The sequence below is a fragment of the Sphingomonas liriopis genome (genome assembly GCF_024211255.1).
GTDB classification, from domain to species: domain Bacteria; phylum Pseudomonadota; class Alphaproteobacteria; order Sphingomonadales; family Sphingomonadaceae; genus Sphingomonas; species Sphingomonas liriopis.
Genome location: NZ_JAMLDY010000011.1, coordinates 1 through 26921 on the forward strand (window position 1 = coordinate 1; position 26921 = coordinate 26921).

Consider the following 26921-nt stretch of genomic DNA (forward strand, 5'->3'; position numbering starts at 1 on the left):
GGGAACCGGACGAACCCGATCCGACAGCCGGCCGCCGGGGTGGGGGTGGCCACCCCCACCCCGGCTCCGCATCCTACGCGGCAAACCAACTCTACGTCATTCCACTAAGACGAGGGCGAACGGAGGGGTGGGGGCGACCTTACCTTGCCGAACCCGCCGGCAGAAAATTGAGCGCGAGGAAGGCGACCGCCGCCCCTGCCATCACCGCGCCGCTCCACAGCACCGGGCCGAACACCCACCCCTGCGCCAGCACCGCCGCGGGGAACGCCAGCGCGAGCAACACCCAAGCGCCACGCCGGAACGCCCGGCATCGCCCCGCGCCCGGCCCGCAGCCGAAGCGGCGCCGGTGATGCGCCTCGGTCGCCAGCCCGAACAGGCCGAAGGCGAGGGCAGTCAGCAGAAACATGATCACACTCATTCCGCAGGCTCCAGCACGCGCGGGGCAGGGGCGACACGGCGGACACGGCTTGACCTCGCCGCGGGCCGATACCGCGCGATGCGACGGGCGATCAGCAGGAAGGCGACGCCGAACACCGCCATCGCGGCATCGATCCCCGCGATCATCCAGTCGCCCGCCAGCAGCATCGCCGGCAGGCCCCGGTCGGTCGCGACGAGGTCGTACACCGGCAATGCCGCAAGGATCGCCCCCGTCGCCGCGAACAGCGCCGGCCAGACCCGCGCCGGCGCCGCGGCCAGCGCCGCGACCGACGCCGTACCCCAGGTGATGAACAGCCAGTGCACCTCCCATTCCGCCCGCCCCGCCATCGCCACCGGCAACAGCCGGTTGGCAGCGAACATCGCGGCGATGCCCAGCGGGAATCCACCGATCACCGCGACGTTCAACCGTTCGACCAATCGGAACCCGAAATGCGGCCGCGCCGGATCGGGCAGCTTCTCGCGCCGCTTGACCGTCCACAGCACTAGCCCGCTCGCCACCATCAGCGTGCCGCCGATCCCGCACAGGAAGTAGACCCAGCGCAGGCCGTAGCCGGCGAAGCGCCCGGCATGCAGGCCGACCATCACGCCTGCCGTCTCCGCCGCCGCGCCGGGCGCGGGCGCCTGCCACAGCAGCCGGCCGGTGACGCCGTCATAGGTCAGCCGGGGCGTGCGCGACGACAGCATCGCATTGCCGCTTTCACTGACGCTGATCCGCGCGGCGGCATCGCCGGGTTCGCTGACGTCGATATAGCCCGCCGGTGCCCCCAGCCGCCGTTCGGCGTCGCGTGCGATGGCGACCATATCGACCAGCGGCGCCGGCCGGCCCGTGCGCTCGGCCACGGCGGCACCGGGGAACAGCACCGCGCTGATCTTGGCATCGTCGGTATAATTGGCGACCACCGCCCACGGCATCAGCAGCGCCATCAGCGTGACGATCCCGGTATAGGTGATCATGAGGTGGAACGGCAGCGCCAGCACCGCGGTGGCATTATGCCCGTCGAGCCACGATCGCTGGCCCTTGCCACGGCGGAGCGTGAAGAAATCGCGGAAAATCTTCTTGTGCGTGACGATCCCGCTGCAGATCGCGACCAGCATCATCATCGCCGCGAAGCCGACGATCCAGCGCGCCCAGATCACCGGCATGTAGTGGAGGTCGAAGTGGAAGCGGTAGAAGAAGTCGCCGCCGCGCGTGTCGCGCGCGTGCGCCACCTGTCCATCGGCGCCGATCAGCGCCTGCGTATCGCGGCGGGCGCGGCGGGGTCCCCGCTGCTCGCCCGCCTTGGGTTGCGGCACCCACAGGACCGGCATGCCGGCGGAGCGCGCGCTCGGCACGGTGATGAACCACGTCTTGGCGTCGGGCGCCTTGCTGGTCAGGAACGCCTGCGCGCCGGCGAGCGCGCGCATCGGCTGTTCGACGCGTGCGAGTTCGGGGCGCATCCAGCGGTTGAGCCCTTCGCGCCAGAAGGCGATCGTGCCCGCCGCGAACACCAGGAACAGCACCCAGCCGAGCAGCAGCCCGGACCAGGTGTGGAGGAACGCCTGCGACTGCCGGAAGCCCTTGCTCATAACCGTCCCCCGCTTGCGATCGAGCCCCATGCGATGGCCCCGGCGATCCCGCCGGCCAGCGCCAGCGTCCACACCGCGCGCCAGCCGCTGCGCGCCGCGAACGCCCACATCGCCGCGATCGCGCACAGCGCCAGTGCGACCAGCGTCGCGGTGACTGTCGCCTCCGCCCGGTCGCCGGGCAGCAGCCGGGCGAGCGCCATCGCCCACAGGCTGGCGCTCGCATAGCCGAGCGGGATCGCCGCGACGACGCGCAGGCCGATATCGCCACGCCGCGCCCAGCGCGCGCGGGCATGCTGGGTGCCATCGCCCGCGGTCATTCGAACGTGTACCGCAGCGTCGCGAACACCGTCCGCGGGCTGCCGTAATAATTGCCGCGCGCGGTCGAGCTGATCCGCGCGTAGTAACTACGGTCGAGCAAGTTGTTGACGTTGACCGATACCGAAGCCTGCGGCGTCAGCTGGTAACCGGCGCGCAGGTCGAGCACGGCATAGGCGCCCTGCCGCACCACCGACGACACGGTACGCGTGCCGTTGGGGTTGAGGATCGACGGCGTGCCGCCCGACGTCGCGCTGAACCAGGTGATGCCACCGCCCAGGCTCGCGCCCGCCAGTACGCCCTCCTTCGGCGCGTAATTGGTGAAGGCCTTGACCATATGCTTGGGGATGATCGGGGTCAGCGCCAGCCCTTCGTATTGCGGCTGCGTATCCTCGAGATATTCGGTCTTGGTATAGGTATAGCCGCCGTTGATCCGCCAGCCGGGCAGGATCTCGCCGGTCGCCTCCGCCTCGATCCCGCGCGCGCGGACCTTGCCGATCTGGAGGTAGATCGACTGGTCGTCGGCCGGGTTGAACAGGCGGTTGCGCTGCGTGATCTGGTAGAGCGCGGCGGACAGCAGCAGCCGGTCGTGCATCAGCGACCATTTGCTCCCCAGCTCATATTGGTCGCCGATCAGCGGCTGCACCGTGCCGCCGCCGACGCGCACCCGGCCGGCGGGCGGCGATTGCGGCGTGAAGCTGTCGGCGTAGCTCGCGTACAGGTTGAGCTTGCGCGTCACGTCCCACACCACGCCGGCATAGGGCGTGAACCGCGCGTCGATCCCGGTCGGTCGCCCCCGCGCCGCGGTCGGCAGCAGCGTGTCGGTCGTCTGCTCCCACCACGTCATCCGCCCGCCGCCGATCAGCGTGACACCGGCGACCGGCTGCAACCGCAGCTGGCCGTACAGGCCATATTGTTCGACGATGGTGTGCGTGCCGCCATAGACCTGCGCGACGCAATTGGCCGGGATCGGCGTCACCGCGGTGGCGGGACAGGTCGCACCTGAGCCCTGCACCGGATAATAAGGCGAGGGGCCATAGGGGTTGAGCACCGGCTCGGCGGGCGACACCGGATTGAAGACGTTGATCCGCGCATAGTTCGACAGCCGCGTGTAATAGCTGGAATAATCCTGCGCCTGATAATCCGCGCCCAGGATCAGCGTCTGTTCGCGCCCGAACAGTGGGAAGTTGCCGACGCCGTTGAAATCGACCGCGCGCGTCGTCGCGAAACTGTCGCCGCGATAGGCGATGTGGCTGGTGGTGCCGCCGTTCGCTGCCGTCACCGGCTGCGCGCCGATATAGCTGTAGATGTCGATGCGATCGACGTCGGTGTACAGGCCGGTCGCGCGCAGCGTCCAGCGATCGCTGATCCGGTGCGCGATCTCGGCGAAGCCGGTCCACGTCTCCGACCGGAAGCGGTTCCAGTCGGCACCCAGATAGGTCGAGCGCGCGACGTCGAGCAGCCGCCCGTCGCTGCCGTCCGCGCCGCCGACATAGCCGGGCAGGCCCGACTGGATCGCCGGCTTGAACCGGTCGTACGATCCGCCGAAGGTCAGCGTCGTCCGGTCGCCGATCTCCACGCTCGCGACGCCGAACGCGTTGATCCGGTTGCGGTGTGCGACATCGAAGAACTGGTCCTGATCCTGTGCCATCACGCCGCCGCGGATGCCGATCCGGCTGGTGACCGGCACGGAGACGTCGAGTTCGAGCCGCTTGTTATCGTAGCTGCCGTAACCCGCCGACGCCTGCATGCGGAACGCGTCGAGCGGGCGCTTGCGCACCATGTTGATGCTGCCCGACGGATTGCCCGATCCGCTGAACAGCCCGGCGGGGCCGCGCAGCACCTCCAGCCGGTCATAGGCGAACAGGTCGGGGACGACGCCCGGGAAGTTGAACGCCAGCGTCGGTACGCCGTCGACCAGATAATTGGTGATCGCGAACCCGCGCGAAACGTAGGACGGGTCCTCGCTGCTCACCCCGGTGACGGTGATGCCGTTGGTCGCGGTCAGCGCATCCTCCAGCGTGAACAGGTTCTGCGCCTCGATCTGCTCGCGGTCGATCACGCTGACCGTGTTGGGCGTGTCCTTCAGCGGCGTCACCGTCTTGCCGACCGCGCGGCCATAGCTCTTGCCGACGACCAGGATCTCGTCGCTGCGCTGCGGGTCTTCCGCGGCGCTCGCCTTCGCAGGCGTGTCCGTGTCGGCGGGCGTCGCCGCGGGCTGCGCCGGCGTGCCGATCGATGCCGCGCCGGCCAGTAATATCGTCCAGTAATCCACCCTTGGCTCCCGATTTGTCGCGAGCGCCTCTAGCAACCTCCTTCCTGCGAGTCACTAGCAATATCAATAATCGGTCGGTTTGGCGTTCGGAGGAAGCGGAGTGGCGTCTATGCAATCGATTGTTGTAATCGCGTTGCGGGGCGTTACAATGCCCGGCAGCCCGCAACAGACGGGCATACCGACCGAGGATGCCGTTCGATGCACGTGCCTGCCGCCAAGCCCCGTCTGTCGCTGCCGCGCATCCTCGAAATGAACCTCGGGTTCCTCGGGCTGCAGTTCAGCTTCGGGTTGCAGCTCGGCAACATGGCGCCGATCTACAGCTATCTAGGCGCATCGGAGGCATCGCTGCCGCTGCTCCAGCTGGCGGGGCCGATGACCGGGCTGCTCGTCCAGCCGCTGATCGGCGCGATGAGCGACCGCACCGATTCGCGCTGGGGGCGGCGCACGCCCTATTTCCTGTTCGGCGCATTGCTGTGCGCGACGGGCCTGTTCCTGATGCCGCTCAGCAGCTCGATCCTGATGGCGGTGTCGCTGCTGTGGATCCTCGACGCCGGCAACAACATCACGATGGAGCCGTATCGCGCCTACGTCTCCGACCGGCTCGACGAAAGCCAGCATCAGATCGGCTTCCTGACCCAGTCGGCGTTCACCGGCCTTGCGCAGATGCTCGCCTTCCTGACGCCGTCGCTGCTCGTCTGGTTCGGGATGAACCAGGACTGGGTCGATGCGCACGACATCCCCTATACCGCGCGCATCGCCTTCATGGTCGGCGCGGTGCTGAGCTTCTCGACGATCCTCTGGTCGATCCGCAGCGTTCCCGAACTGCCGCTGTCGCCCGCCGAGCGCGCACGCATCGCCGCCGAACCCAAGGGGGCGGGGGCGCTGCTGGTCGAGATCGGCAGCGCGATCCACGCGATGCCGCCGGCGATGCGCAAGCTCGCGCTGATGAGCCTGTTCCAATGGTATGCGATGCAGGCCTATTGGGGCTACGTCATCTATTCGATCGGCCGGTCGGTCTACGGCACCGCGCAGGCGCATTCGTCGGGCTTCCATTCCGCGGTGCTGACCAACGGCGAGATGGCGGCGTGGTACAATGGCGTCGCCTTCGTCGCGGCGTTCGCGATGGTGCCGCTCGCCCGCCGCTGGGGTGCCGCCGGGCTGCACGCGGTCTGCCTCGTCCTCGCCGGGGCAGGGATGCTGTGGCTGCCGCACGTCACCGACAAATGGCTGTTGTTCGTCCCCGCGATCGGCATCGGCATCGGCTGGGCGAGCATCATGGGCAACCCCTATGTCATCCTCGCCGGCGCGATCCCGCCCGAGCGGACGGGGGTCTACATGGGGATCTTCAACATGATGATCGTCATCCCGATGCTGTTGCTCGCCGCGACCCTGCCGTTCCTCTACGGCCCGCTGCTCGGCGGCGATCCGCGCAACGTGATGACGATGTGCGGCGTGCTGCTGGTCTGCGCCGCCGCGGCGGTGTGGACGGTGCGCGAACGCAACGCCGAGGGGCTGCCGGTCGGCGCGACGCACGAAGCCTGACGTGAACCCGCGCCGCAGTGCGGCATAGATTTTCTTGGCGATCATCCACCCCGTCGATGGGATAAATGCGCGGCATCCGCTGTCGCAGCGCAACGATTCCATAAAGGGTGACCCCACGTGACCATCATCAGCGAACTCCTGCTCGCCGCCAGCTCGGCCGCGCTCGCGACGCAGGCCGCTCCCGCGCCGCAGGAACAGCCCGCGCAATCCGCCCCCGTCGCCGACGCCGCCCCCGCGGCGGACGAGGGCCAGGACATCATCGTCACCGGCACCCGCACGCAGGGGCGCAGCCGCCTCGACAGCGTCGCGCCGGTCGACGTGCTGAGCGGCGCCAGCCTGCAGCGGCAGGGGACGACCGAACTCGGCGCCGCGCTGTCGGCGATCGCGCCGTCGATCGACTTCCCGCGCCCCTCCGCCAACGACGCGACCGACGCGATCCGCCCGGCGACGCTGCGCGGCCTGTCGCCCGATCAGACGCTGGTGCTCATCAACGGCATCCGCGGCCACACCTCCGCCAACCTCAACACCAACGGCACGGTGGGGCGCGGCTCCGCGGCGGTCGATCTCAACACGATCCCGACGGTCGCGCTCGACCGGATCGAGGTGCTGCGCGACGGCGCCTCGGCGCAATATGGCTCCGACGCGATCGCCGGCGTCATCAACCTGCGCCTGCGGCAGGCCCGCTCGGGCGGCGGCGCGCAGGTCAATTACGGCTTCTACGACACGCAGGTCGACACCGCGAACAACAGCCGCCACGTCACCGGCGAGCACGCGGTCACCGCCTCGGCATGGCAGGGCATCGGCTTCGGCACCGACGGCTATATCACCCTCTCGGGCGAGTATCTGAAGCGCCAGCCGACCAACCGCGCCGACATCGACACGCGCGTGTCGCCCAACCGCGTCACCGGCCGCTACGGCGATCCCGAGGTCGAGCAGTACACCGGCTTCGTCAACGCGGGCACCTCGCTCACCGATAACCTCAGCCTCTACGCGTTCGGCGGCTATCAGGACCGCGATACGCGCGGCGCCGCCTTCCCGCGCATCAACCCCGCCGCCCAAACCGCCGCCGCAGCCACCACCCGCCAGCAACTGGCGCTGGCGGGCTATCCCAACGGCTTCCTGCCGATCATCAACACCCGGTCGAAGGACATCAATTCGGCCGTGGGCCTGCGCGGCACCGTGTCGGACTTCGACGTCGACCTGTCGGTCAGCTACGGCCGCAACACGATCGACTTCCGCACGCTGAACTCGGCGAACTATGCCTATGGCTCGTCGACCCCGCGCAACTTCTACGACGGCGCCGTCGCCTACGACCAGTACGTCGCCGGCCTCGATGTCACCCGCAAGTTCGACGTCTTCCAGTCCTTGAACGTCGCCTTCGGCATCGAGGGCCGCCGCGAGGGCTATAAGATCACCGCCGGCGAGCGCGCCTCCTACGACTATCCGGCGACCACGACCGATGCGGTGGCGGGATCGGCACCGGGGGCGCAAGGGTTCGGCGGATTCGCGCCGCGCAACGAAACCAAGCGCAGCCGCCGCAACGGCAGCATCTACCTCGATCTCGAGGCGCAGCTGACCGACAAGCTGCTGTTCGGCCTCGCCGGACGCGGCGAGACCTATTCCGACTTCGGCAGCACCGCCACGGGCAAGGTCTCCGCTCGCTACGACCTCGCGCCCTGGTTCGCGCTGCGCGGCACCGCCTCGACCGGCTTCCGCGCGCCCTCGCTGCAGCAGCAATATTTCACGCAGGTCGCCTCGGTCGTCACCAACGGCGTGCCGATCCTGACCGGCACCTATCCCTCGACCAGCCCGGTCGGCACCGCGTTGGGCGGCCTGCCGCTCGAGCCGGAGAAGTCGACCAACTTCTCGGTCGGCACGGTCATCCGCGCCGGCGGGTTCGACCTGACGGTCGATGCCTACCATATCCGCATCCGCGACCAGATCGGCCTGTCGGAGAATATCGCCGGCACCTTCAGCACGCAGGTCGCCGGGCTGCTCGCACCGTTCAACGTCTCGGCGGCGCGCTTCTTCGTCAACGGCCTCGCCAGCACCACGAAGGGGATCGACGCGGTCGCGCATTACCGCTGGCGCACCGCGGCGGCGGGCGCGTTCGACTTCACGATCGCGGGCAACGTCAACACGATCGCGGTGACGCGCGTCCCCACCTCGACCGCGACGCTCAGCCCGGCGCCGACGCTGTTCGCGCGCAGCCGCATCTTCACGCTGGAACAGGGGACGCCCGGCGAGAAGGTCACCGGCTCGATCGACTGGTCGCTCGGCGAACTCGGCGCGCTCGCCCGCGTCACCTATTACGGCGACGTCAACCAGCCCGGCACGCTGGCGAGCGGCACCGCCGACGTCCACACCGGCCAGCACGCGATCACCGATTTCGAACTGCGCTATGCCGCCCCCAAGGGCGCGCAGATCGGCCTCGGCGTCAGCAATCTGTTCGACGTCTATCCCGACCGCCAGAGCGCCGCGAACAACACGACCGGCGTGCTGGGCTTCCCCTATTATTCGCCGTTCGGCTTCAACGGCCGCTATCTCTACGCGCGCATCGGCCTGAACTGGTAAGCGGGCGGGGCGGGGGGCTACAACCCCTCGCCACCCACCCATTGCGCATGCGCGAGCCGGCGCGCGAGCGTCCAGTTCTGCTGGCGGATATCCGGCACCGCCACCACCTCCCACAGCGCGCCGCGCGTCATCGGCCCGATGCAATAGAGCCGGTCGTCCCCGGTGCCATCGCGGCCGATGACCTGCGATTCATGATCGACGTCGAGCCCGATCCGCAGCGCGTCCGGTCGCACCAGCCCGTCGGCGATCAGCCGGCGCAGCAGCGGCTCGGCGGAGCGGAGCAGGTCGCCCTGCGGCCCGGTGCAATTGACGATCCGCGCCGCCCGCGTCTCGATCACCGCCTCGCTCCCGCGCGGCCGCCAGCGCAACCGCGCGCCATCGCCATCCGCCACCGCCGCCACCAGCTTCCCCGCCGCGAACCGCAGCCGCTCGCTCGCACACAGCGCCTCGACCCGCGCCGCCACCGACGGCGCCAGCCGATGGCGGTGCACGTCCCAATAGGGCCGCAGATGGCGCAGGAATCGCGCCCGCGTCACCGCATCGGCGGCGCCCCACAGCATTTGCGTCACCGGCCGCAGCTCGTCGACCGCCGCCCGCCAGCCGCCCGCCGTCGCCCGCCCCCGCACGCCGCGCACCAGATCAGCCAGCCCACCCGCCGGCTTCTCGCGCAATCCCGGCTGCGGCACCGTCTCGGCATGCGCGCGTGGCACCAGTCCGCGCCGCGAGATCGCCAGCACGCTGCCGCTGAACCCCGACGCGTCCAGCATCAGCGCCGCATCGATCGCGGTTAGCCCGCTGCCGACCAGCACCACCGTGTCGTCCTCACCCAGACCCTCGGCGATATCCCCCGCCCATGGGTCGGCGCGATAGCAGCCCGGCGGCAGCAACTCGGGATCGAGTCCGGGCGGCGTATGCGGCGGCAAATTGCCGACCGCGAGCACCGCCACATCGGCACCGATCCGCGTGCCGTCGTCGCCGACCAGCGCCACGCCGTCCTCGCAGCGCTCCAGCGCCACCACCTCGCCCTCGACCAGCGTCAGCCGCCCGGGGTTGGCGGCGACCGCCTCGTCCAGCATCCCGCGCAGATAGGCGCCATACACCCGCCGCGGCACGAACGTCTTCGCGTCCCCCAGCCCCTGCGCCTCCAGCCAGCGCACGAAATGCCCCGGATCGTCGGGCAGCGCGCTCATGTTGCCGGCGCGGACGTTAAGCAGATGCTCGTCATGCGCCGCGCTATACGCGACGCCACGCGCCACCTGTGCTCGCCGCCGCTCGATCAGCGTCGCGCGCGGCCCGTCGTGGCGCATCAGGTTGATCGCCAGCAGCGTGCCGGCGAAGCCGCCGCCGACGATCGCGACATGCTCGCCGTCCATCAGCCGTTGCTCCCGTCGTTCGCCGCGGCGGGCGGGATCAGCTCCAGCCGCTGCGGCACCGTGCCGAGCTCGACGCCCTCCTCGCGCATCCGCCGCAACAGCGTCAGCAGCACCGCGCTGCGCGCCTCGCCGGTGGCGCGCGGGCTGGACACATGGCCGTAGCAGACGAACAGGATGCGGCCGTCGGCGATCCCCTCGATCTGCGCGACCGGGGCGGGGGTGTCGAGCACCGCCGGCTCGCCCGCGAACGTCTCCAGCACCAGCGCGCGGACATGGTCGGCGTCGCTCTCGATCGGCACCGAAAAGCGGATCTGGATACGGCCCGGCTGCCCGCCCAGCGTCTTGTTCAGCACCGATTTGGTGATGAGTTCGCTGTTGGGGACGATCAGCGTCGAATGGTCGGCGAGCTCGATCTCGGTCGATCGCACGCTGATCCGCTTGACGTCGCCCTCGTCGGTGCCGACGCGGATCAGGTCGCCGATCTTGATCGGCCGCTCGGCGAGCAGGATCAGGCCGGAGACGAAGTTCGACGTGATCGCCTGCAGGCCGAAGCCGATGCCGACCGACAGCGCCGACAGCAGCAGCGCGATCCGCTCCATGCCGATGCCGAGCGAGGCGAGCGACCACACCACGGCGAGCGCGATCGCGATATAGCGCGCGACCAGCCGGATCGAATTGCGCACGCTGCCGTCGAGGCCCGTGCTCGGCAGGTAACGCTGGTCGAGCCAGCCGGTGAACTGGCGGACGAGGAACATGCCCAGCGCCAGCACCGCGACGAAGCGCAGGATCGTGCCCGGCGAGATCGCGACGCCGCCGATTTGCACGCCCTGCGCCAATCCCGCGACCCGGTCGACGAACGATCCGAACCCCGCGCCGAACGGATACAGCATCAGCCCCAGCGCGATGACGATCACCGCCAGCCGCAGTACCGCGGACAGCAGCACGCCGAACTGGTCGACCGCGCTGCCGCCGAGGCCCAGGCCATGGCGCAGCGTCTGGCCGATGCGGCTGTCGCGCTGGAACAGGCTGGTCGCGACGTCGTCGATGACGACCATCAGCAGATAGGTCGATACGCCGAGCAACGTCGCCCACAGCACGAATTGCACGACGGTGATCGCCAGTCCGACATAGCCGGCGAGCAGCGCGATCCCCGCGCCCGCGACGATCAGCCATACGGTCAGCGTGACCGCGCCGACCCCGGCGCTCGCCGCCGCTTCCTGTTCGTCCGCGCCGTCCGCCGCCGCGCGCGTGCGCAGCCGGCCGATCACCAGCAGCGTGCCGCCGATCAGCACGATATGCGCCGCCACCTCGACCACCTGCGTCGCGAGCAGAGCGGCCGGGCTGACGCCCGCCGCGCCGTTGAACGCGCCGGTCATGATGACCGCGAAGGTCAGCGTCGCGAGGCCCCAGGGCACCGGGCGCAGCGCGGTCGCGGCGGCATCGGCGATCGGCACCACCCGCCACGACGGCTGGCGCGCCATCAGGAACGCCGCGCCCAGCGACGCGGTGAAGCCCGCGAACACCGCCGCGACGACCAGCGCCTGCGCCAGCGGATTCCACGCCGTCGCGAGCAAAGCTGACCAGCGCAGCCCCTGCACGAACAGGAAGGCGGCGGCGGTCGGCATCGCCGTGCCGATCAGCACGCGCCACAGGGTGTTGGCGGAGCGGCGGACGCGATGCCCGGGCGCATCGACGATCAGGTAACGCTGGCCCAGCCCACGCAACAGCTGCCGGATCGGGAAGAGCAAGGCGAACGCCAGCAGCGCACCGAGCACGCCGCCCCACGGAAACCCGCCGCGCAGCCCGCTATCGATCTGCGCACCCTCGCGCCCCAGAAACGTCGCGATCCGGCGCGCGTCGCGCGGTACCGCGGCGAACAATTCGCTCCAGAAATGCGGTGAGAGGGGGGAGGGCGCGCGCACCGCGATCCGCTCGCCCAGCTCTGCGGCCTGCGTCTGGTCGATCTCCGCGACCAACTGCGCCGCCTCGACCGCGATCAGTTGACCGCGCTTGACCTTCGAATCGAGCGAATTGCGCGACTGCGCCAGTGCGCGGCGTTCGGCGCGGATATCCGCCGCCTCGACCACCCCCGCCACCGGCGGCCCCAGCCCGGCGATCCGCGCATCGACCAGCGCCAGCTGGCCGCGCAATTGGTCGGCCGCCTCCTTGGCATCGCCCTGCGCGGCCAGCGCCCGATCGCGCAGCTGCGCCCGCGCGGCCCGATCGACCCGCGTATCCAGCGCCGTATCGACCGCGGCAAGCTCGCCCTCCGCCCGGCTCAACTGCGCCGACGCGACATCCACCGGCGAAGGCTGCGCGATCGCCGGCACCGCCATCGCGACGAGCACCACGACCCACACCCGCGCCACCGCCGCCATCATCCTGCCCACCAGCGACCCTCGCGAAACTGCCTGTGTCCCCCAGGGCTTTGGGGAAGAACGCCGCGAAAGTCACGGGGGCGGGAAGGGCCGGCCTTCGTCCATCCCCCTCTTCTCGTCTTTCCCGCGAAGGCGGGAATCCATAATCACTACCGCCAATGCTGGAGCCGCCAGGTCAGCCACTATGGATTCCCGCCTTCGCGGGAATGACGAGACGTGTGTGAGAGCGACGGGATCGTACTAAAAACGACGAAGATCACGCCTCTCGACACCCCATCCACCACCTCATCCCCAAAACCACCCGCGGGTTGCCAACCCGCGACGGCGCTGCTAGGGGCACCGTTCGCACGGCGCGGACCCATTGTCTGCGGCCGCATTAGCTATTGACCGGAGTGATTGGGTTTTATGCAGATCGTCGTCCGCGACAACAATGTCGACCAGGCTCTTCGCGCGCTCAAGAAGAAGCTGCAGCGTGAGGGTGTGTATCGCGAGATGAAGCTGCGCCGTCACTACGAGAAGCCGTCGGAAAAGCGCGCGCGCGAGCGTGCCGCCGCCGTGCGCCGCGCCCGCAAGCTCGAGCGCAAGCGCGCCGAACGTGACGGTGCCCGCTAAGCCCCTGTAATTGCACGGATCATCGCTCGAACCGGCTGTCGGACGATGGCCGCGTTCGTGTGACGTTTGTGACCTTTGAACCGGTGACGGCCGGCCCGGCACCACAGCTCCAGGTGCCCCGATGTCGACCGTCACCGCCGTTCCGCTGCAGCCCGTCAAGCGCAGCTATCTCGTCTATCTCTGGGTCGGCATCGCGCTGGCCTGCGTCGCGGCCTTCCTGCTCGCCCGCCAGAGCGACGATTTCCTGACCCGCAACGCCCGCGCGAGCGGCGTGACGACGACCCCTTCGGGTCTCCAGTACAAGGTGATCCAGCCCGGCGCCCCCGGCGCCGCGCGGCCGACCGACACCGACGTCGCCCTCGTCAATTACGAGGGCAAGCTGCTCAACGGCACCACCTTCGACAAGTCGCAGCAGCCGACGCCGATGCCCGTCGCCGGCGTCGTCCCCGGCTTCTCCGAAGCGCTCAAGCTGATGCCCAAGGGCGCGAAATACCGCGTCTGGATCAAGCCGTCGCTCGGCTATGGCGCCGAAACCAAGGGGCCGATCCCCGCCAATTCGACGCTGGCGTTCGACGTCGAGCTCATCGACTTCCTGCCCGAATCGGTCGTCCGCCAGATGCAGGCGCAGGCGCAACGGGGCGGCATGCCCGGCATGCCCGGCGCGATGCCCCCCGGCGCACTCCCGCCGGGCGCCGTGCCGCCCCCCGCCGGTCGCTGATCCTTCTCCCACCGTTCGCCCTGGTGGACAGGTGGGGCTCATCGGACTGGGACGGACTGTCCGCCCACATTGCCAAAACGAAGAAGCCGGCGCTGCCACCAGCGCCGGCTTCTTCATGTCCGCCCGCCGCCCAGGCCATCCGGGCGATCTGCGCCGGACAAAAAAATAGCGGCCCGAAGGCCGCTATTTCCTAGCCGAAGCTATCGATCAGCTTAGTTGCTGTCGGCGTTGTCGTCGCTGTCGGCGACCACGACGATACCGGCAACCACGGCAGCCGCCGCGAGAACCGCGATCAGGATGCCGCCGCCGGCCAGCTCGTTCTTCTTCGCCGAGGCCGAACCGGTGCGAACCGACTTCGACACCGACAGGCTGGCAGCCGGGTTCGCCGGAGCGGCAACCGCCGGAGCAACAGCCATGGTGGCAGCCGCAGCGGCCATCAGATACTTCCCAAGACGCATAGAAAACTCCCTCTAGTGCTCGTCACCGGTCGCCATGCCGCAACTAGGTCAGCATGACAACCTTTTGCCGGTCGCTCCGCGATTTGGTTCGCGACCGTTGCGGCGGTGCAACATGCAACGCCGCTCCGACCTTAGCAGCGCCGACCGACGTGTGAACCCCATATAGGTGTCGCGCCGGCGTAGTTTATCTTATTCGGCGTTCGCTTCGACCTGTACCGTCCAGCGCGACGTGCTTTCCAGACCAAGCGCAGTCAACTTGCCGGTCTCGTAAGCACCGGTGTCGACGCCTATCCGATAGGATTGTACGTCGAGGTCCTGGCTGATCGTATGGCCGTGGACGATCATTTTCTCCAGCGTGCCGTTGTGATCGAGAAACGGCTTGCGGATCCAGCGCAGGTCGGCGCCGCGCTGCATGGCAAGATCGGTGTCGGGACGGACGCCGGCATGGACGAACGCATAATCGCCGATCACGATCAGGTCCTCGAACCCGCCGAGGAACGCCTGATGATCCGCCGGCACGCGGCGCGTGAGCGCATCGTACAGTTCGTCGTAATCCATGCGATCGTAATCGGCCGCATCGACGCCATAGCTCAGGATCGTCTCGCGCCCGCCGATCCGGCAGAACATCCGCAACGCCTTCGGCTCGCCCCTCAGCGATTCGAGGAACACCTCCTCGTGATTGCCGAGCAGGAAGCGGGTGTCGGGGCGTTCCGCCGCCAGCCGGCACAGGCGTTCGATCACGCCCGCCGAATCCGGACCACGGTCGACGAGGTCGCCGAGGAAGATCAGCGTCGTGCGCGCGGGACCGCGGTCGGCATCGTCCGCGGCGATCTTCGCCAGCAACCGGTCGAGCAGCGCCGCGCAACCGTGCACGTCGCCGATCGCGTAGACGCGTTCGCCATCGGGAATCGCGGCAGCCGGGCTGGCCGCCGCGCGGCGCCCCTTGAGCAGCTTCTTGAGCATGGAATCCTGTCGATCGAGCCGGGTTGGGCAGATAGGCTGCCGCGTTCCTGGCTGCAACACCCTGAACCCCCGGTGAAAGCGCTCAGCTCGCCAGGCGCAATCCCGTCGGCATCGGCGCGGCCGCCGGCTGATCGGGCCAGATACCACGCGTATCGAGCACCGCCTTGTCGCGGCGTTCCTCCAGCGGCACCGAACGGAAGACGTCGTGGTCGACCAGCACGATCATGATCGCACAAGCCTCGATCGCGGTATCGATGTCGATCAGCGTCGCGCCGGTGCCGTCGAACGCGGCCGGCAGCGCGTCGGCATAGGGTTCGACGATCGCCACGCGAGGTCCGAATCGTGCGGCCAGATCGGCCGCCACCTTCAGCGCCGGGCTCTCGCGGAAATCGTCGATGTTCGCCTTGAACGCGAGGCCAAGGCAGGCGACCGTCGCGCCGGGCCGTGCCTCGACCAGCGCCGCCGCCTGCGCGACGACGTGATCGGTCTTGCCGTCGTTGACCAGCCGCGCGGTGCGGATCAGCGGCGTGTTGGCGGGATCGGCATGGACCAGGAACCAGGGATCGACCGCGATGCAATGGCCGCCGACGCCGGGGCCGGGCTGCAGGATGTTGACGCGCGGATGGCGGTTGGCGAGGCGGATCACCTCCCATACGTCGACCCCCATCGTGTCGGCGACGAGGCTCAATTCGTTGGCGAAGGCGATGTTGACGTCGCGGAAGGCGTTCTCGGTCAGCTTGGTCATCTCCGCCGCGCGCGCGGTGGTGGTGACGCAGGCGCCGCGGACGAAGCGGCGGTAGAAGGCGAGCGCCTTGCGCGCACAGCGCGGCGTGATGCCGCCGATGACGCGGTCGTTGTCGATCAGCTCGACGAGGATGCGCCCGGGCAGCACGCGCTCGGGGCAATAAGCGATCGCGACGTCCGCCGCTTCGCCGGTACGGCCGGGCACGCGCAGGTCGGGGCGCAGCTGCGCGAGCAGGTCGCGGACCTTCTCCGTCGTGCCGACCGGTGAGGTCGATTCGAGGATGATCGTGTCGCCCGCCTTCAGCACCGCGGCGATCGTCGTCGCGGCCTGCAGGACATAGCCGATGTTGGGAGCATGATCCTCGGCGAAGGGCGTCGGCACCGCGATGACGAAGACGTCGGCCGGTTCGATCTGCGTCGAGGCGCGCAAGCTGCCGCGCGCGACAACGCCGGAAACCAGGCCGTCGAGGTCGACCTCCTCGATATGCACGCGTCCCGAATTGACGGTATCAACGACCGATGGCGTGACGTCGACGCCGAGTACCATCGCCCCGGTGCGCGCGATCACCGCCGCGGTCGGCAGGCCGATATAGCCGAGGCCGAGGACGACGACCTTGAGTTCAGAGTCCGAAACCATCGGCGACGATCCTTGCGATCCGGTTGCTGGCCTGGCCGTCCCCGAACGGATTGTGGGCGCGTGCCATGGCGGAATAGGCTGCCTTGTCGTCGAGAAGCGTGAAGACTTCGGAAACGATGCGGTCTTCGTCGGTGCCGATCAGCTTCGCGGTGCCGGCGACGACGCCTTCGGGACGTTCGGTGGTGTCGCGCATCACCAGCACCGGCTTGCCGAGGGCAGGGGCCTCTTCCTGCACGCCGCCCGAATCGGTCAGCGCGAGGGTGCACAGTTCGAGTGCGCGGATGAACTGGGGATAATCGAGCGGCGCGATGCGCGCGACGTTGGCGGCATCGCCGAGGATCGCGTCCATCACCGCGACGACATTGGGATTGGGGTGCATCGGGAAGAGGACGGCGACATCCTGGCGCGCGGCGATGCGCGCGATGGCCCGTGCGATCCCCGTCATGCCGTCGCCGAAATTCTCGCGCCGGTGTGTCGTGACCAGCACGATGCGCTGGTCCGCGAACCGCGCGGCGATGTCGTCCAGCCCCGATGCCAGCACCGGCTGCTCCGCGATCCGGCCCCGCGTCCAGTGCAGCGCGTCGATGACCGTATTGCCGGTGACGTGGACGCCCGCGACGACGTTCTCGCGGGAGAGCGCGGCGGCGGCGGTGTCGGTCGGCGCGAAATGCAGGTCGGCGATCGGCGCGACGATGCGGCGGTTCACCTCTTCGGGCCAGGGATGGTAGATGTTGCCCGAGCGCAGTCCCGCCTCGACATGCGCGACGGGGATCTTGCGGTAATAAGCCGCCAGCGCGCCGACCATCGCGGTCGCGGTATCGCCCTGCACGACGACGCGATCGGGCGCGACGCGGTCCATCACCTCGCCGAGCGCGACGAGCAGTCGCGCGGTCAGCCGATCGAGCGATTGTCCCGGCTCCATCAGGTCGAGGTCGATGTCGGGCGTCAGCCCGGCGATAGCGAGCACCTGGTCGAGCAGGCCGCGATGCTGCGCGGTGACGCAGGTGACGACCTCCATCCCCCCGTCCGCCTCAAGCGCGCGGATCACCGGAAACAGCTTGATCGCCTCCGGGCGCGTACCGAAGATGACGAGGACTTTCGGGCGGGTTGTAGCGCTCATGCCGTAAAGCTAAGGCCGGCGTCTTAATATGCGGCTAAGCATCGCCAAGACGAGAAGGACGACGATGACGATCAAGCGGGTGCGCAAGGCAGTATTCCCCGTCGCGGGTCTCGGGACGCGGTTCCTGCCGGCGACGAAGGCGATGCCCAAGGAGATGCTGACCGTCGTCGACAAGCCGCTGATCCAGTATGCGGTGGAGGAAGCGCTGGAGGCGGGGATCGAGCAGATCATCTTCGTCACCGGCCGCGGCAAGGGCGCGCTCGAGGATCATTTCGACATCTCCTACGAGCTCGAGGACACGATGCGCGCGCGCGGCAAGTCGCTCGCCGTCATCGAGGGGATCCGCCAGAAGCCGGGTTCGCCGGTCTACGTCCGCCAGCAGGAGCCGCTCGGGCTCGGCCATGCGGTGTGGTGCGCGCGCGAGATAGTCGGCGACGAACCGTTCGCGGTGCTGCTCCCCGACGAACTGATGGTCGGCAAGCCGGGCTTCATCGCCCAGATGGTCGAGGCGTATAATCAGGTCGGCGGCAATATCGTCGGCGCGCTCGAAGTGCCCGACAGCGAGACGGACAAATACGGCATCATCTCGCCCGGTGCGGTCGATGGGCGGCTGACCGAGGTCACGGCGCTGGTCGAGAAGCCGGCGAAGGGTACCGCGCCGTCCAATCTGATGATTCCGGGCCGCTACATCCTGCAGCCCGAGGTGATGCGCATCCTCGAGAGCCAGGAGAAGGGTGCCGGGGGGGAGATCCAGTTGACCGATGCGATGGCGCAGCTGATCGGGCAGCAGCCGTTCCACGGCTTCACCTTCGACGGCCAGCGCTACGATTGCGGCGACAAGGCGGGGTATATCCAGGCGAACCTGGCGCTGGCGCTCGCGCGGGAGGACATCGGGCCGGGCGTGCGGGCGTTCGCCGAGACGCTGCTGCGCTGACACCTGGAATTCGCGGACGGACCTCACCCGTTCGTGCTGAGCCTGTCGAAGCACATTGGGACTCACCTGCCCTTCGACGGGCTCAGGGCGAACGGGGGTGGGCCGGCGTCACGTTTGTCCGCACGTCCGGCAGCCGGGGTCCTTGGGAAGCCGCAGCGTACGAAAACGCAGCCCGAGCGTGTCGGCGAGCAACAGCTTGCCGGCGCTGTCCTCCCCGAACGGATGGATCGCGCGCAGCACCTCGAGTGCCGCGAGGCTGCCGACCATGCCCGCCATGGGGCCCAGCACGCCGTCCTCGGCGCAGCTGACCCCTGCGCGTTCGGGATCGTCGCCGACGAAACAGCGGTAGCAGGGCTTGTCCGCCTCCCAGCCGCGAAACACGCCCAGCTGGCCATCGAACTGACCGATCGCGGCGGACACCAGCGGCACCTGCGCGGCATGGGCCGCATCGGCGACGCACAGCCGGGTCGCGAAATTGTCGCAGCCGTCGAGCACCACATCCGCGCCGGCGAGCAGGTCGGCGGCGTTCGCCGCATCGATCCGCAGGCGCAGCGCCGCCGCTGCGACATGCGGGTTGAGCCGCCGCGCCGCCGCGACCGCGGCATCGGCCTTGGCGCGGCCGATATCCCCGGTCGCATAGATCGTCTGGCGCTGCAGGTTGGACAGATCGACCGCATCGTCGTCGACGATCGTCAGCCGCCCGACGCCCGCCGCGGCAAGATACTGGATGGCGGGCGAACCGATGCCCCCCGCACCGATGACCACGACATGCGCCGCCCGCCAGCGCCGCTGGCCGTCGCCGCCAACCTCCTTGAGGACGATATGCCGGACGTAGCGGGTGAGTTCCCCGTCGGAGAGCGTCGCGTCGTACGTGGTCACTGGGGCCAGGAGAAGGTGAGGCTGGTGCGATACCAGCTGCCTGGCTCGGTCGCGTTGGGCGCGATATTGCTGCGCGCCAAGCTGGATACCAGCCCGGCCGCATATTGCTCGACCGACGGGCAGGCGATCGCGCGGGGAACGATCCGGCGCGGCTGCCCGGCGGGGCCGATGAGCACCGCCAAGTCGATTTTCAACGTCCAGCCGTCCGCCGCGAGCGTCGCCGCGGCGCAATGCCCTGCCTTCACCTCCGAACGGACGAAGGCGGACAGACTGGCGCCGTCATCGGCATCACGGGCATAGGGCAGGGGACGCAGCACGGTCCAATCCTGCGGCGGCATCGGCAGCGGCGATGCGCCGGCCAGCTGTGCTGCCAGAACGAATAGACTCATCATCGGCCGGTGGACCCAAATCCTCCACTTCCCCGCACGGTATCGTCGAGGTCGTCGACGCTTTCCAGCGTCGCGCGTTGAACCGGGGCGGGGACGAGTTGAGCGATACGGTCGCCACGCGCGATCGGGAAAGGCGCGTCGCCGAGGTTGGCGAGGATCACCTTCACCTCGCCGCGATAATCCGAATCGATCGTGCCGGGGGTGTTGAGGCAGGTGATGCCGTGCTTGAGCGCCAGCCCCGACCGCGGCCGCACCTGCACCTCGTAGCCCTCGGGAATCGCCAGCGCGAAGCCGGTCGCCACCGCCGCCCGCGCACCGGGGGCGAGCGTCAGTTCCTCGGCCGCAACGACGTCCATCCCAGCCGCGCCTGCGGTCGCATAAGCGGGGAGGGGCAGCCCCTCGCCATGCGGCAGATGACGGATACGGATCGCGATCGGGTCGGTCATGGCCGTCATCTAGCGCCGATGCCATGCCGTTGTCGAATGGCCCCCGTCACGGATTGTGGACCACGGCGAGTTTGTTGCCCGAGGGGTCGCGCACGTAGGCGGAATACCAATCCGGGCCATAGTGCGGACGCGGTCCCGGAGCGCCCTCGCTCCGTCCGCCGCCCTGCAACGCCGCATCGTGGAACGCGTCGACCTGCTCACGCGACGATGCGGCGAAGCCGACCATCGATCCGTTACCGGCACTCGCCGCCATGCCGTCGAACGGGCTGCACACCCAGACGGTCAGGCCTTCGCCGGTTCCGCCCGCCGAATAGCCGCGCCACCCCGGAAACGACGCATGCGAGGCCCAGCCGATGGTCGCCAATACCCTGTCGTAGAACGCGTTGGCGGCATCGCTGTCGTTCGCTCCCAGCGTCACATAATGATTCATGCGCCGTCTCCCTTCGACAGGAAGCTAACGCCATGCCAGGAACATATCAAGAACCTTGGAGTGCATCCGCAATCCGGGCGGCGAGCCGTCGCGCCACCTCGTCCTTGGGCAGGCGCTCCCAATGTTCGACGCCGTCGGCGGTGGCGAGATGGACGGTATTGGCGTCGCCGCCGAAGACATCGCCCGACACATCGTTGGCGACGATCCAGTCCGCGCCCTTGCGCAGCCGCTTGGCCACGGCGTGCTCGACGACGTTCTGGGTTTCCGCCGCGAAGCCGACCACCATCCGCGGTCGCTCGTCCCCATGCGCCAGCGTCGCGAGAATATCGACATTCTCGGTCAGCACGATCGCGGGCGGCGCATCGCCCTTCTTGACCTTCTGAGGCGCCGCCTCGACGCGCCAGTCGGCGACCGCGGCGACCATCACCGCCGCATCGGCGGGAAGCGCCCGCGTCACCGCATCGGCCATGTCCTGCGCGGAGACGACGTCGACCCGCCGTACGCCCGCTGGCGTGGGCAGCGTCACCGGGCCGGCGATCAGCGTCACCGCCGCGCCCAGATCGGCGAGCGCTTCCGCGATCGCGAACCCCTGCCGCCCCGACGAGCGGTTGGCGATATAGCGCACCGGATCGATCGCCTCATGCGTCGGCCCGGCGGTCACGAGGATGCGGCGACCCGCCAGCGGCCCAGCCGCCGGTGCCAGCGCACGATCGATCGCGGCGGCGATCGCCTCGGGTTCGGGCAGGCGGCCGGGACCATATTCGCCGCACGCCATCGCGCCCTCGTCCGGCTCCAGCACGGTGATGCCGTCGGCGCGCAGCCGGGCGACGTTGCGCACGGTAGCGGGATGCTGCCACATCCGTACGTTCATCGCCGGCGCGGCGAGCACCGGCGTGTCGGTCGCGAGCAGCAGCGTGGTGGCGAGATCGTCGGCGACGCCCGCCGCCATCCGCGCCATCAGGTCGGCGGTGGCGGGCGCGATGACGATCAGGTCGGCCTGCCGGCTGAGCTGGATATGCCCCATCTCCGCCTCGTCCTTCAGGTCCCACAGGCTGGTGTAGACCTGATCCTCGCTCAGTGCGGCGAGCGTCATCGGCGTGACGAAATGGCTGCCGCCTTCGGTCAGCACGCAGCGCACCGCATGGCCGCGCTTCTTGAGCAGCCGGATCAGCTCGCACGCCTTGTAGGCGGCGATGCCGCCCCCGACGATCAGCAGGATACGCGTCATCGAACGATCCTCTTCACCGTGATCTGCCGCCGGTCGAGCGCCGCCGTGGCCAGATCGCGCAATCCATCGGGCACGCCGGCCAGTCCGACGAGCATCAACGGCGCCACCAGCAATCCCCAATAGAAGGTGTCGAGCCGCCCGAACACGCTCAACACCGCGGCATAGGCGCACAGCAGCACCAGCACGCGCAACGCGAGCGCATCGCGCCACGCCGCCCAGCCGAACAGCGCGAGGCCGACCAGCGGTGCGGCGAGCCACGCCGGCGCCAGCACGAGGCCGGTCGACACGATCATCGTCCTGACGAAGAAGCCGAAGCCCAATTGCCCCGCCCAGCCTGGCGAGGCGGCATCGAGCGGCCGCACCACCGCCGCGACGCCATGCGCATGCGCCGCCAGCGCCGTCGCCAGCACCGCGCCCGCGACCAGCCAGCCGGTCGCCTCGCGCCGCTCGCCCTCCGCCAGCGCCATCACCGCCATCAGCGCGAGGTACAGCCCCGCCGTCTCGCGGATCAGCGCGGCGGCGAGGCCCAGCGCGACCGCGGGCAGCCAGTCGTCGCTGCGATACACGCCCAGCGACAAGGCAAGGAACAGCCCCGCCCAGATCTCGTGAAAGGCGATCAGGTCCGACTGGACGAAGGGGATCATGCCCCCCGCCAGCAGCACCATCGCGATGACCCGCGGCGGCGTCCGCGCGAAGGCACCGCGCACCCGCGTCCACCATGCCAGCACCACCGCCACCGCCAGGACGTAGAGCAGCGCTACCACGACGCCATGCGGCAGCGCGCCCTGCACCACCGCCAGCGTCGGTAGCCGCATCGTCACGAAGGGTTTGAGCGGATAGTCGCCGGCACGCATCGCCTCCGCCGCGGTCGCATAATAGCCGCCGCCATGGCGGACGTTCTCGACGATCGTCTCGTACAGCGCGAGGTCGGTCTGACCGTCGGCCTGCGCCGCGGGCCGGTCGAGCGCCGCGCTCGGCACCGGCGTCGCGAAGACCAGCAGCGTCGCGAGCAACAGCCCGGCCAGCGCCGCCAGCCCCAGCCAGCCGTTGCGCGCCGACACGCCGGCGAAGCGCGACGGCACAGCGAACCACAGGGGAGCGAGCGGCCGGCGGATCATCGCGTCAGTGGAGTACCAGCCACGACGCACCGACGCTCGCCGCCGCGGTGATCAAGGCGACCGCGGCATAGCGCCAGCCGCCGCCGATCCGCACGACCTCGATCTCCTTGAGCGGCGGGGCGGGGGGCTCGCCGCCCGGCGCGGGGTAGCGCGCCTCGATCCGGCGGATCAGCTCGGGCAGCCCGGCGATCGTGCGCACGTCGCGGATCAGGCGATCTGCGATGGCGGCTTCCGGCCCCAGTTCGGTCCTGATCCATTCGCGCACGAAGGGGGCGGCTGCCTCCCACAGGTTGATATTGGGGTCGAGCCCGGTGGCGACGCCCTCGACCATCACCATCGTCTTCTGCAGCAGCAGCAGATGCGGCTGCGTCACCATGTCGAAATCGCGGGTGATGCTGAACAGCCCGTCGAGCATCATGCCGATCGACATGTCCTTGACCGGCAACCCGCGCATCGGCTCGCCGACCGCGCGCAAGGCGGTGGCGAACTCCGCGACATTGTGGTGGCTGGGGACGTAGCCCGCCTCGAAATGGATCTCGGCGACGCGTTTGTAATTGCCGGTGATGAGCCCGTAGAGGATCTCCGCCAGCCACACCCGCGCGCGCCGGTCGATCCGGCCCATGATGCCGAAATCGATCGCGGCGATCTTGTTGCCGGGCAGCGCGAACAAATTGCCCTGGTGCATGTCGGCGTGGAAGAACCCTTCCGCGATCGCCTGCCGCAGGAACGCCTGCACCAACGTATTGGCGAGATGCGGCAGGTCGTATCCCGCCGCGACCAGCGCCGCGCGGTCGGACAGCTTGATGCCGTCGACCCATTCCACGGTCAGCACGCGCGCGGTCGAACGCTGCCAGTCGATCGCGGGGACCAGAAAATCGGGCTCGGCGGTCATCGCCTCGGCCAGCTCGGACGCCGACGCCGCCTCGCGCCGGAAGTTCAGTTCGCGCGCGGTCCAGCGCTTGAAGTTCTCGACCGTCAGCCGCGGGCGCAGCCGCCGCGCCTCGACGCTCATCCCCTCCAGCTGCGCCGCCGCCCATTCGTAGGTCGCGATCGCGCGCGTGAAATCCGCTTCGACGCCGGGGCGCAGCACCTTGACCGCGACGGTGCGGCCGTCGGTGGTGACAGCGCGATGCACCTGCGCGATCGAGGCGGCGCCGACCGGCGTTTCCTCGATGCTCGCGAACAGGTCGGACGGCGGCCGGCCGAAGCTGCCCTCCATCGCCGCGGCGATCGTCGCATAGGGCACGGGCGGCAACTGGTCCTGCAGCCGCAGCAGGTCCTGCGTCGCCGCCTCGCCGACGAGGTCGGGACGGGTGGCGAGCGTCTGGCCGAGCTTGATCGCGGCGGGGCCGATCGCCTGGAACGCATCGGCGTAGCGCGGCACCTTGGGCACGCGCACCCCGATCTGGATCGCCCCGATCAGACGCCTGACCGGTGCGGGCGTGTTGGGATCACGCGCGATGCCGCTGAGCGCGCCGTGGCGCGCCAGAATACGACCCCACTTCCAGAGCCGCCAGATATGAACGACGGAAGCGGTCACAGGAAAAGCCCCTCCTCTTCAGAGGAGGGGTTGGGGTGGAGGATACGGGCGTGGGTCTCGGTGAGACATCCCCCACCCCTAACCCCTCCCCTGAAGGGGAGGGGCTTTCCGGCTTGGTCCATCAAATCTTCCAGCCGCTATGGATGGCGACGAGGCCGCCGAGGATCGGCTCGACGCGCGTCCGCACGAAGCCGGCGTCAGCGATCATGCCCTTGAACGTCGGCATGTCGGGAAAGCGGCGGATCGATTCGATCAGGTAGCGATAGCTGTCGGCATCCTGCGCGAGCAGCTGCCCCAGCTTCGGCACCATCTTGTGCGAATAGCCGTCGTACACCTCCTTGAACCCCGGCCAGGTCGTGGTCGAGAATTCGAGGCAGAAGAACCGCCCGCCACGCCGCAGCACGCGATGCGCCTCGCGCAAGGCCTTGGGGATGTCCGTCACGTTGCGGATGCCGAAGGCGATCGTATAGGCGTCGAAGAACCGGTCGGGGAAGGTCAGCGTCTCGGCATTCGCCTCGGTCCACACCAGCCCGTCGATGCCGCGTTTGGCGGCGCGCTCCATGCCGACCTCGAGCATTGCCGGATTGATGTCGGCGACCGTCACCGCAGCGCCCGACGTCGCGAGGCGGAAGGCGATGTCGCCGGTGCCGCCTGCCATGTCGAGGATCTGCTCGTCCTCGCGGGGGCCCACGCGGCGGACGAAGCGGTCCTTCCACAATCGGTGCATGCCGCCCGACATGGCATCGTTCATCAGGTCGTAATTCTTCGCGACGCTGGCGAAGACGCCGCCGACGCGCGCGGTCTTTTCCGCAGGCGCGACGTCCTCATAGCCGAAGGAGACGGTTCCGGTGGGGGTATCGGTCATGGGGTACGCCCTAGCGGTGGCTTGTGGCCGGGGCAAACGCAACCTAGCTGATCGGACGTGCCAGAGCTTCCCGAAGTCGAAACCACCATCCGCGGCTTGACCCCGGTCCTCGCGGGTCAGCGCGTGACGCTGGTCGAGCCGCGCCGTGCCGACCTGCGCAAGGCGATTCCCGTCGACCTGCGCCAGCGGCTGACCGGCGCCACCGTCACCGCGCTCGGCCGGCGCGCCAAATACGGGCTGATCGACACCGATCGCGGCGATACGCTGATCTTCCATCTCGGCATGTCGGGCCGCTGGCGGGTCGATCCCGTCGAGCCGTTGCCGCACGACCATCTGCTGATCGAGACGGGCGAGGGGCGGAGCCTCGCGCTCAACGATCCGCGCCGATTCGGCTTCCTCGACCTCGTCGAGACCGCGGCGCTCGACGCCTATCCACCATTCGCGGCGATGGGGCCCGAACCGCTGGGGCCGGATTTCACCGGCGCCTATCTGCACGACGCGCTGAAGGGCCGCACCGCGCCGATCAAGGCGATGCTGCTCGATCAGCGCATCGTCGCGGGCCTCGGCAACATCTACGTCTGCGAGGCGCTCCACGTCGCCCGCATCGCGCCGACCCGCGCCGCGGGGCAGATCGCCTTGCCGCGACTCGAAAGGCTGGTGACCGCGGTGCGCGAGGTGCTGCTCGCCGCGATCGACGCGGGCGGATCGAGCTTGCGCGACTATGCGCGGCCCGACGGCGAACTCGGCTATTTCTCCAAGCAGTTCCTGGTCTACGGTCGCGAAGGGCAGCCGTGCGATTGCGGCGGCGTCGTGAAGCGCCGGGTCGATAGCGGCCGCTCGACCTTCTACTGCTCGAAGTGCCAGCGCAATTGAGCGCTCATGGTTGACCCGCGCAGCCGCAGTCGTTAAGGGCGCTGCCTTCGAGACGGCGTAGGGTGTTCCCGGCGCCTTTCTGACATCGACCACATTACTCGCAAGGACGTACCGAATGGCGAATACGCCGCAAGCCAAGAAGCGCATCCGTCGCAATGCCCGCCGCGCCGACATCAACGGTGCCCGCGTCGGCCGCATCCGCACCTTCATCAAGAAGGTCGAAGCGGCGCTTGCTTCGGGCGACAAGGCTGCGGCGACCACCGCACTCGCGGCGGCGCAGCCGGAACTGCAGCGTGGCGTCGCCAAAGGCGTGCTGCACAAGAATACCGCGAGCCGGAAGTTCTCGCGCCTGACCAAGGCGGTCACCACGCTCGCCTGACCCGCGTCGCAACGCCCTTTCATGAAGCCCGTCGGGTCCGTCCCGGCGGGCTTTTTTGATGCCCGAAATGGACCCGTGCGGAACGAAAAGAGAAACACAGGAGTCACCGCGATTCGTGCCTGCCTCG

At 69.1% G+C, this 26921-nt stretch carries 25 protein-coding genes; 7 read left to right on the forward strand and 18 right to left on the reverse strand.

What is annotated here, in order from left to right; all coding sequences use genetic code 11:
* Window positions 1–139 precede the first annotated feature (139 nt).
* The 4 genes from M9979_RS10290 to M9979_RS10305 are packed head-to-tail and all read right to left on the reverse strand — an operon-like array spanning window position 140 to window position 4594.
* Window positions 140–406 (reverse strand): DUF3325 family protein, encoded by a 267-nt coding sequence (locus M9979_RS10290; protein ID WP_254289275.1) that lies wholly within the window; start codon window positions 404–406, stop codon window positions 140–142.
* Between the two features lie 8 nt (window positions 407–414).
* Window positions 415–2004 (reverse strand): PepSY-associated TM helix domain-containing protein, encoded by a 1590-nt coding sequence (locus M9979_RS10295; RefSeq protein ID WP_254289276.1) that lies wholly within the window; start codon window positions 2002–2004, stop codon window positions 415–417.
* Window positions 2001–2321 carry a hypothetical protein gene (locus M9979_RS10300; RefSeq protein WP_254289277.1) on the reverse strand — a complete coding sequence of 107 codons (321 nt, stop codon included), beginning with the start codon at window positions 2319–2321 and terminating at the stop codon, window positions 2001–2003. Before M9979_RS10300 ends, M9979_RS10295 begins: the two co-directional genes overlap by 4 nt.
* Window positions 2318–4594 carry a TonB-dependent siderophore receptor gene (locus M9979_RS10305; RefSeq protein ID WP_254289278.1) on the reverse strand — a complete coding sequence of 759 codons (2277 nt, stop codon included), beginning with the start codon at window positions 4592–4594 and terminating at the stop codon, window positions 2318–2320. Before M9979_RS10305 ends, M9979_RS10300 begins: the two co-directional genes overlap by 4 nt.
* A 198-nt stretch (window positions 4595–4792) precedes the next feature.
* Between M9979_RS10305 and M9979_RS10310 the strand changes: the two genes are divergently transcribed.
* Together M9979_RS10310 and M9979_RS10315 are read left to right on the forward strand one after the other, a co-directional pair.
* The gene (locus tag M9979_RS10310) at window positions 4793–6136 is read left to right on the forward strand and encodes an MFS transporter (RefSeq protein WP_254289279.1); all 1344 of its coding nucleotides are present in this window, start codon (window positions 4793–4795) and stop codon (window positions 6134–6136) included.
* 117 nt (window positions 6137–6253) lie between these two features.
* Window positions 6254–8710, forward strand: coding sequence for a TonB-dependent receptor plug domain-containing protein (locus tag M9979_RS10315; protein WP_254289280.1), 2457 nt, complete (start codon window positions 6254–6256; stop codon window positions 8708–8710).
* A gap of 17 nt (window positions 8711–8727) precedes the next feature.
* Here the strand turns inward: M9979_RS10315 and M9979_RS10320 are convergent, their stop codons facing one another.
* Window positions 8728–10083 carry an FAD/NAD(P)-binding protein gene (locus tag M9979_RS10320; RefSeq protein ID WP_254289281.1) on the reverse strand — a complete coding sequence of 452 codons (1356 nt, stop codon included), beginning with the start codon at window positions 10081–10083 and terminating at the stop codon, window positions 8728–8730.
* Window positions 10083–12464, reverse strand: a complete 2382-nt coding sequence (locus M9979_RS10325; RefSeq protein WP_254289377.1) for a DUF3772 domain-containing protein — start codon at window positions 12462–12464, stop codon at window positions 10083–10085. The genes M9979_RS10320 and M9979_RS10325 overlap by 1 nt, the downstream gene beginning before the upstream one ends.
* A gap of 402 nt (window positions 12465–12866) precedes the next feature.
* On the opposite strand from M9979_RS10325, the gene rpsU reads away from it, so the two are divergent.
* Window positions 12867–13073 (forward strand): 30S ribosomal protein S21, encoded by a 207-nt coding sequence (gene rpsU / locus M9979_RS10330; protein ID WP_017978269.1) that lies wholly within the window; start codon window positions 12867–12869, stop codon window positions 13071–13073.
* A 121-nt stretch (window positions 13074–13194) separates the two neighbouring features.
* Window positions 13195–13791 (forward strand): FKBP-type peptidyl-prolyl cis-trans isomerase, encoded by a 597-nt coding sequence (locus M9979_RS10335; protein WP_254289282.1) that lies wholly within the window; start codon window positions 13195–13197, stop codon window positions 13789–13791.
* A 212-nt stretch (window positions 13792–14003) separates the two neighbouring features.
* Here the strand turns inward: M9979_RS10335 and M9979_RS10340 are convergent, their stop codons facing one another.
* From M9979_RS10340 to wecB, 4 genes are all read right to left on the reverse strand, one after another.
* Entirely contained in the window at window positions 14004–14228 is a 225-nt protein-coding gene (locus M9979_RS10340) for a hypothetical protein (protein WP_254289283.1), read from the reverse strand.
* Window positions 14229–14438: 210 nt separating this feature from the next.
* A complete protein-coding gene (locus M9979_RS10345) occupies window positions 14439–15212 on the reverse strand; it encodes a metallophosphoesterase family protein (protein WP_254289284.1) in 774 nt (257 codons plus the stop codon).
* Between the two features lie 82 nt (window positions 15213–15294).
* Complete coding sequence (gene wecC / locus M9979_RS10350) at window positions 15295–16593, reverse strand: UDP-N-acetyl-D-mannosamine dehydrogenase (protein ID WP_254289285.1); 1299 nt, start codon at window positions 16591–16593, stop codon at window positions 15295–15297.
* Window positions 16577–17713: a non-hydrolyzing UDP-N-acetylglucosamine 2-epimerase gene (gene wecB, locus M9979_RS10355; RefSeq protein WP_254289286.1), complete on the reverse strand. Its 1137-nt coding sequence runs from the start codon at window positions 17711–17713 to the stop codon at window positions 16577–16579. The genes wecC and wecB overlap by 17 nt, the downstream gene beginning before the upstream one ends.
* Before the next feature lie 64 nt (window positions 17714–17777).
* Here wecB and galU point away from each other — a divergent pair, with 64 nt between their 5' ends.
* A complete protein-coding gene (gene galU / locus M9979_RS10360) occupies window positions 17778–18647 on the forward strand; it encodes a UTP--glucose-1-phosphate uridylyltransferase GalU (RefSeq protein WP_254289287.1) in 870 nt (289 codons plus the stop codon).
* A 108-nt stretch (window positions 18648–18755) separates the two neighbouring features.
* Here the strand turns inward: galU and M9979_RS10365 are convergent, their stop codons facing one another.
* The 8 genes from M9979_RS10365 to M9979_RS10400 form a co-directional block, all read right to left on the reverse strand.
* Entirely contained in the window at window positions 18756–19526 is a 771-nt protein-coding gene (locus tag M9979_RS10365) for a HesA/MoeB/ThiF family protein (RefSeq protein ID WP_254289288.1), read from the reverse strand.
* Window positions 19523–19918, reverse strand: coding sequence for a hypothetical protein (locus tag M9979_RS10370; protein WP_254289289.1), 396 nt, complete (start codon window positions 19916–19918; stop codon window positions 19523–19525). Before M9979_RS10370 ends, M9979_RS10365 begins: the two co-directional genes overlap by 4 nt.
* Window positions 19915–20361 (reverse strand): dUTP diphosphatase, encoded by a 447-nt coding sequence (gene dut, locus M9979_RS10375; RefSeq protein ID WP_254289290.1) that lies wholly within the window; start codon window positions 20359–20361, stop codon window positions 19915–19917. Before dut ends, M9979_RS10370 begins: the two co-directional genes overlap by 4 nt.
* A 46-nt stretch (window positions 20362–20407) precedes the next feature.
* Window positions 20408–20791 carry a VOC family protein gene (locus M9979_RS10380; RefSeq protein ID WP_254289291.1) on the reverse strand — a complete coding sequence of 128 codons (384 nt, stop codon included), beginning with the start codon at window positions 20789–20791 and terminating at the stop codon, window positions 20408–20410.
* A gap of 46 nt (window positions 20792–20837) precedes the next feature.
* Complete coding sequence (gene coaBC, locus M9979_RS10385; RefSeq protein ID WP_254289292.1) at window positions 20838–22019, reverse strand: bifunctional phosphopantothenoylcysteine decarboxylase/phosphopantothenate--cysteine ligase CoaBC; 1182 nt, start codon at window positions 22017–22019, stop codon at window positions 20838–20840.
* On the reverse strand, window positions 22016–23137 hold the full coding sequence (locus tag M9979_RS10390) for a hypothetical protein (protein WP_254289293.1): 1122 nt from the start codon (window positions 23135–23137) through the stop codon (window positions 22016–22018). The genes coaBC and M9979_RS10390 overlap by 4 nt, the downstream gene beginning before the upstream one ends.
* A gap of 4 nt (window positions 23138–23141) precedes the next feature.
* Entirely contained in the window at window positions 23142–24677 is a 1536-nt protein-coding gene (gene ubiB / locus M9979_RS10395) for a 2-polyprenylphenol 6-hydroxylase (RefSeq protein ID WP_254289294.1), read from the reverse strand.
* 121 nt (window positions 24678–24798) lie between these two features.
* On the reverse strand, window positions 24799–25542 hold the full coding sequence (locus M9979_RS10400; RefSeq protein ID WP_254289295.1) for a class I SAM-dependent methyltransferase: 744 nt from the start codon (window positions 25540–25542) through the stop codon (window positions 24799–24801).
* A 57-nt stretch (window positions 25543–25599) separates the two neighbouring features.
* Between M9979_RS10400 and mutM the strand changes: the two genes are divergently transcribed.
* Window positions 25600–26415: a bifunctional DNA-formamidopyrimidine glycosylase/DNA-(apurinic or apyrimidinic site) lyase gene (mutM, locus tag M9979_RS10405; RefSeq protein ID WP_254289296.1), complete on the forward strand. Its 816-nt coding sequence runs from the start codon at window positions 25600–25602 to the stop codon at window positions 26413–26415.
* Between the two features lie 115 nt (window positions 26416–26530).
* Window positions 26531–26794: a 30S ribosomal protein S20 gene (gene rpsT / locus M9979_RS10410; RefSeq protein ID WP_254289297.1), complete on the forward strand. Its 264-nt coding sequence runs from the start codon at window positions 26531–26533 to the stop codon at window positions 26792–26794.
* The last annotated feature ends 127 nt before the right edge of the window (window positions 26795–26921 follow it).